The organism is Desulfobaculum sp., assembly GCF_054921475.1.
Genome location: NZ_JBUDSW010000220.1, coordinates 1 through 6,302 on the forward strand (window position 1 = coordinate 1; position 6,302 = coordinate 6,302).

Consider the following 6,302-nt stretch of genomic DNA (forward strand, 5'->3'; position numbering starts at 1 on the left):
TGGTGGAGCTGAGGAGAATTGAACTCCTGACCTCTTGAATGCCATTCAAGCGCTCTCCCAACTGAGCTACAGCCCCACGGCGATTTGTGATTTGCCTCATCTCACCGCGCTTGTCAAAGGGAAAATGCAGCTTTTTTGAAATTTTTCCGTCGCGCCCGGCAGCTGGGGCTGTGGGGCGCAAAAGGTTTCCCCCGGGGCCGGAGTCTGCTATCTCCACACTGGCGCGCACGTCGCCACTCGCCTGTGAACCTCAAGCCACCAAACACCATGCTCGCACCCTTTGACGGCGACATCCACGACATCGCCTTTGTCTACGCCCACACCAGCCGCCGTCCGGACGGTTCCATGCATCCCTACAGTGTGGCGGCCATTCGGCTGTCCGAGGACGGGCGGCAGTCTACCTATGCCTCGCACATCCGCGTTTCGGGCAACCGTGCCCGGGATTGGGTGGCCTCGCGTCTGTCGCAGGGTATGCTGGACGCCGCGCCGGAAGCGGCCGAGGTCTGTGAGCAGCTGGCCGAATTCCTTGATGGCTGCACCCTTGCCATGGTCTTTGCCCCGCAGGGGGCGACCTATGACGTGGCGGACCTGTTGCCAGACCTGCGCGTGGTGGACATTGGCTTTCTGGCGGATTTCTTTGCGCCGTGGCTGCACATCGCCAGCTTTAAGCAGATGTGGGACGCCGTGGAGGAAACGCCGCGCACCAAGGTCAGCCACACGGCCACCGAAGGCGCGCAAACCGCCCTTGCCTTTACGAAGTATCTGCTGGGGACCATGCTTGCGGACTCGGCTTTTCCCGCCGCCCGCGCCCTGCGCTACTATCTGGACAAATCCGGCACGCTGTTCGGCCGCTGCGTGACCGACCTGCTGCGCACCTATCCCCAACGCTTCACCACCCTCATTACCCCGGCGGCGGGTGAGGACACCGGCGACTGGATGCGCTTTTTGGAGCAGGCCCGCGCCATCCCCGGCGACGAGGACGAGCAGACCCCGCCCCTTGAGCCCGTCCCCGAGGACGACATCCGCGAGCTGTTTGAAGAGCTCGCCGCGCGCCGCCCCGGCTACCGCGTGCGTGAACCGCAGGTGGAGTTCGCCCAGTGCGTGGCGCACGCGCTGAATACCGGAGCCGTCGCCACAGTGGAGGCCGGAACCGGCACGGGCAAGACCCTTGGCTACCTGCTGCCCAGCATGGAATTTCTGCGCCGCAATCCCGCCCGCCGCATCGCCATCGCCACCTACACCAAAAGTCTGCAGGACCAAGTCTACGCCCGCGAAGTGGAATCCTGCGTGGAACTGTTTGGGCACTATGAAGACATCCCGGTGGCACTGGTCAAAGGCAAAAGCAACTACGTCTGCGCCCAAAAGCTGGACGACGTCCTGCATCCGCAGATGACCGGGACGGAACTGCTGGCGTGGCTGTACCTTGCCAATATCTGCTACCGCCACCGCGAGGCGGACTGCGACGACGTCAGCCGCACCGTGCGCCAGCATCTGGACGAGGACCGCATGCTCTCGCTGCTCATGAGCGAGGTCTCGGCCAAGTCCGGCTGTTCGGCCAAGCACACGCGCTGCCCCGCGCAGGTGGTCACCGCCGAGGCGCGCCACGCCCAGCTTGTGATTACCAACCACAACAAGCTCTCGGTGATGGACCACGACGGCACCCTTGGCGGGCGCTTCTCCAACTGCATTATTGACGAGGCCAACCACTTTGAAAACGCCGTCCGCACGGCGTTCAGCCCGGAACTCTCCTCGTCGGAGCTGTTCGGGTACTTACGCTTTGTGCACCAGCGCTGCGCGGGGCTTTTGCGCATTCCCGGCCTGAGCCAGCGCCCCAAAGAGCGCGCCGCAGAGATGATGGACGCCGCCACAGACGCCACCCTGCGCATCGACGACCTGCGCGAGCGCTTCCTGAAAATGGAGCCCAAAAGCGCCAACGGCGCGGTGGAGGTCGTCAACGCCAACCCCGCCTTCACGGGCGGCGAGCTGGTCAACGACCTCATCGGGCTACGCAAGGCCTTAGAGCACCTGATGGACGGTATGGCGCTCTTTAACATCACAGAGAAAACCGTTCTTCCCATGCGCTCGGGCACGCGCTCGCGCCTACGGTCGGTGCGGCTTCTGCTTATGGAATGCGTCACCAGTCTGGAACAGATGGAGCGCGACGTGGTGCGCGAGGAAGGCTCCTTTGCCTCCGTGCAGGTCTACGCCCGCAACTGGGTGCTCACCACGGGCAGTGTCAACGTGGGCGGGCTTGTCCGCAAGGCCATCCTCGCGCCCAAGGACGCCGTGGTCTTTACCTCCGCCACCATCACGCTGGGGCTGGATTTTGCGCCCTTTAACGCGGCCATGGGCATCACGGAACCGCTCATCCCCGATGGGGAGAACGAAAAGCCGACCCTGTCCACCATTCTCGACCCGCCCTTTACGCCGGACTCCACCCTCGCCCTGCCCGCGGACGCCGCAGACGGCGGCTACCGTAACAAGGAGCAGTGGCGCGACGCCGTCCTGCGCCAGATTCCCCGCCTCATCGAGGCCAACAAAGGCGCGACCCTTGTCCTTTTTGCCAGCTATGAGGACCTCGACTGGGTGCGCGAGCGCCTTGAAGCCTCATGGGACAGCGAATTTCCCCTGCTCTTCCAGCAGCGCGGCGAGCCCGCCTCCGCCCTGTGCGATGAATTCCGCGCCGTAAAGGAATCCGTCCTCTTTGGCGTGGAGACCTTCTGGCACGGGGTGGACTTCCCCGGCGATACGCTGACGCAGGTCATCATCACGCGCCTGCCCTTCCCCAGCGTGTCCGCGCCCCTGCAACTGGCGCGGCGGCGCTCCATGCCGGAGGGCGCATACTGGGCGCGCTGCAACTACGACGCGTATATCAAATTCCGTCAGGGCGTTGGCCGCCTTGTCCGGCGCGAGGACGACGCCGGACGCGTGGTGGTGCTGGACTCGCGCATCGCGTCCAAGAACTTTCTGCACATTACGCCCCTTGAGCGCATGGCGCCGGTTACGCCACAAAACCAGTCGGACCGCTCCAAAGCGCCATGGACCATCCGCGAGGACCTGCACCTCATTGCCAAGCTCCACGGCGGCATGCCCATGCAAAAGCTCGCCGCCCTGCACCGCCGTCCGCCCTCGCAACTGGCCGCGCGCGTACGCCTGCTGGATTGCTCCCAAACCGGCGCGCCCGCCCCATGGCCGGACGACGTCATGCAGACCATGCGTGAGCGCGCAGCACAAGGAGACAGCGCGCAGGACATCGCCGCCGCCCTGCGCTGCAACCTGCCCGCGGCGCGCCTGCGCCTTGCCCTTGATGCCCGCCGGAGCAAAAAGGCCGCCACACGCGGCGAAAGCGCCGCCGCCCCACCTCAGGATGAAGACAGCGGCGACATACCCCGTTGATTCACAAACCGTCTTGCCCTAGAAAGGTGATATGCCGCCACTTTTACAAAAACTCCTCATCAAGGGCCTGTGGGTGCTCGTGGTGTTTCTTGGCATCACGGTCATCAGCTTTTCCGTCATCCATCTGGCGCCCGGTTCGCCGACGGACCTGCAAACCACCCTCAACCCCGAGGCATCCGCCGAAGCCCGCGCCCGGCTGGAGGCCCTCTACGGGCTGGACAAGCCCCTGCACGTCCAATACGTCAACTGGCTCTCGCGCCTCGTGCGGTTGGACTTCGGCCAATCCATGAGCGGCGACCACCGCCCCGTGTGGGATAAGATTAAGGAACGCCTGCCCCTGACCTTCGGGATGAACGTCGCGTCCCTCTTCCTCACGCTGTGCATTACCGTGCCCATTGGTGTGGCCTCGGCGTGGTGGCAGGGCGGCTGGTTCGACAAGGCCAGTACGGTGTTCGTCTTCATCGGCTTTGCCATTCCGGGCTTTTGGCTGGCGCTGTTGCTTATGTATCTGCTGGGCATCCACTGGGCCATCCTGCCCATATCAGGGCTGACATCCATGGAGTACAATCAGCTGTCCTTCTTCGGAAAGCTGTGGGACATCGCGCGGCATCTGGCCCTGCCCATCTTCATCTACACCTTTGGCAGCCTTGCCGGAATGTCGCGGTTTATGCGCTCCAGCATGCTGGAGGTCCTGCGGCAGGACTATATCCTCACCGCCCGCGCCAAAGGTGTGCCGCTTCGGACCGTCATCTTCAAGCACGCCCTGCGCAACGCCCTGCTGCCCGTTATCACCATCCTTGGCCTGTCCGTCCCCGCCCTTATCGGCGGCAGCGTCATCATTGAATCCATCTTTGCCCTGCCCGGACTTGGGCAGCTGTTCTATCAGGGCGTTATGGCCCGCGACTATCCGCTTATCATGGGCAACCTCGTCCTTGGCGCCATGCTCACGCTGGCGGGCAACCTTATTGCGGACATGGCCTACGGGCTGGCAGACCCGCGCATCCGCGCCGGGAGGTCCGGGCGATGATGCGTTCCATCCTGTTCTCCCGCCGCTTCTGGGGGCGCTACGGCATGCTGGTGACGGGCCTGCTCATTGTGGGGGGCATGTCCCTTGTGGCCATTTTTGCGCCGTGGATTGCACCCTACGACCCCACCACGCTGGACCTTGCCCACATTCTTGAGCCGCCAAGCCTGCTGCATCCGCTGGGTACAGACGCCCTTGGCCGCGACGTGCTCTCGCGCATGCTGTACGGCGCGCGTGTGTCGCTGTGGGTGGGCTTTGTGGCTGTCGGGCTGTCCGTTGCCATCGGCCTCGTCCTTGGGCTGGTGGCCGGATACTTTGGCGGCATCACCGACGAAGTCATCATGCGCGGCGTGGACGTGATGCTGTGCTTTCCGTCCTTCTTCCTCATCCTTGCGGTTATCGCCTTTTTGGAACCGAGTTTGGTGAACATTATGGTGGTCATTGGCCTGACGTCGTGGATGGGTGTGGCGCGTCTGGTGCGCGCGGAAACCCTTGCCCTGCGGCGGCGGGACTTTGTCCTGGCCGCGCAAATCGCCGGGGCAGGCCCCACCCGCATCATCTTCAGCCACATTCTGCCCAACGCCATCGCGCCGGTGCTGGTCTCCGCTACCCTTGGCGTGGCCGGGGCCATCTTAGTGGAATCATCGCTGTCGTTCCTGGGCCTTGGCGTGCAGCCGCCCATGCCCAGCTGGGGCAATATCCTTATGGATGGCAAGGTGCTGCTCACCGTTGCGCCGTGGCTGTCCTTCTTCCCGGGGGTCGCCATCCTCATCACTGTGCTGGGCTACAACCTGCTTGGCGAATCCCTACGCGACATCTTTGATCCGCGCCTTCGCCAATAATTCCGGCATGTAAGAGCAGGCGACAAAGCCACACCAGGTTGCGCGCGCCGCGCGGGCGTAGTACAAGGGGAATGACGAAGAACCGCCTTCAAGCGGTCCGCGCCATGTCCCTTCAACCCGGAGAAGCGCATGCAGTCCACCCCGTCGCCCCGCCAGTACGTCCTGCCCCGGCAGACCTGCGGAGTATGGCCGCGCCATCTGCCCGCCGCCACGCCGGACCAGTGGACAGCCGCCCTGCTACGCACCGTCGTGCAACGACGCCGTACCGCGCCCCAGCACTCTCCTTTCCATCTTCATCCCGCACCACGTTCGGTTACCGGCGCTTCCCCCTCCGTCCCGCTTTGCGTCGCACGCCGCCTTGGCCAAGTGCTCCGGCGCTGCGCCGCGCCTCCTCCCGCCCTTTGCCGCACGTCCTCCCGCTGCGCTCCTGCCGCCTTCCGGAGCGTGGTGGCGCGCCCGCATATCCTGCGCGCCCCTGCGGCCCAACCGCAACCAAGGAGGTCCCATGTACCAGCCCCCCATGCCGCCCCTGCCGCCGGTCACCATCACCCGTGACGGCGACGTGCTGACCATCGTCGAGCGGCCCATGTGGCTGCTGCTCTGTGGCGTCTTCTTTGGTCTGGTTACCGTCTTCGGTGCAACCCAGTTGGGCGAAACCGCAACGGACGGGCGCCTGCAAATCGGCCTCTTCATGACGTGCATCGCCAGTTTGTTCTGCCTGTACAAGGGCTTCACCCAAACCATCATCATCTGCGACAAGCGCGCCGACACCTTCCACATCATCCGGCGCTTCATCCCCCTGCACACCGGCCGCCAAGCCACCTGCCCCCTGTCCGCCATCCGCGCCGTGGTGCACGAGGACCACATCACATGGCACCTCATCTTCATTGAAATAGCCGGCGAACGGCGCACCATTTTGCACTTTCACACCTCCGTACGCGAAGCGCCGCCCATCGGCGAAAAGCTGGCCGCTTTCCTTGGCGTACGCCTGCTGCGCGAAGGGTTTGCGGCAGAAACCTTCTAACGCCTTCCACTCGCCG

The 6,302-nt window shown here is 64.3% G+C and carries 4 protein-coding genes and 1 tRNA gene; 4 read left to right on the plus strand and 1 reads right to left on the minus strand.

Going from position 1 to position 6,302, the window contains the following annotated elements; genetic code table 11:
- Nucleotides 1-76, minus strand: a tRNA-Ala gene (locus ACY69P_RS13030).
- 191 nt (nt 77-267) lie between these two features.
- Between ACY69P_RS13030 and ACY69P_RS13035 the strand changes: the two genes are divergently transcribed.
- The 4 genes from ACY69P_RS13035 to ACY69P_RS13050 all read left to right on the plus strand — a co-directional run bounded on the left by ACY69P_RS13035 (nt 268) and on the right by ACY69P_RS13050 (nt 6,286).
- Nucleotides 268-3,396 (plus strand): ATP-dependent DNA helicase, encoded by a 3,129-nt coding sequence (locus tag ACY69P_RS13035; RefSeq protein WP_462327784.1) that lies wholly within the window; start codon nt 268-270, stop codon nt 3,394-3,396.
- A 31-nt stretch (nt 3,397-3,427) separates the two neighbouring features.
- On the plus strand, nt 3,428-4,423 hold the full coding sequence (locus tag ACY69P_RS13040) for an ABC transporter permease (protein ID WP_459900631.1): 996 nt from the start codon (nt 3,428-3,430) through the stop codon (nt 4,421-4,423).
- A complete protein-coding gene (locus tag ACY69P_RS13045) occupies nt 4,420-5,262 on the plus strand; it encodes an ABC transporter permease (protein ID WP_459900630.1) in 843 nt (280 codons plus the stop codon). Before ACY69P_RS13040 ends, ACY69P_RS13045 begins: the two co-directional genes overlap by 4 nt.
- A gap of 505 nt (nt 5,263-5,767) precedes the next feature.
- Nucleotides 5,768-6,286 carry a hypothetical protein gene (locus ACY69P_RS13050; RefSeq protein ID WP_462327785.1) on the plus strand — a complete coding sequence of 173 codons (519 nt, stop codon included), beginning with the start codon at nt 5,768-5,770 and terminating at the stop codon, nt 6,284-6,286.
- Nucleotides 6,287-6,302 lie beyond the last annotated feature (16 nt).

Excerpts from the sequence above, each read along its gene's own strand:
- ACY69P_RS13035 (WP_462327784.1), top strand. The coding sequence starts at position 268 with ATGCTCGCACCCTTTGACGGCGACATCCACGACATCGCCTTTGTCTAC.
- ACY69P_RS13040 (WP_459900631.1), top strand. The coding sequence starts at position 3,428 with ATGCCGCCACTTTTACAAAAACTCCTCATCAAGGGCCTGTGGGTGCTC.
- ACY69P_RS13045 (WP_459900630.1), top strand. The coding sequence starts at position 4,420 with ATGATGCGTTCCATCCTGTTCTCCCGCCGCTTCTGGGGGCGCTACGGC.
- ACY69P_RS13050 (WP_462327785.1), top strand. The coding sequence starts at position 5,768 with ATGTACCAGCCCCCCATGCCGCCCCTGCCGCCGGTCACCATCACCCGT.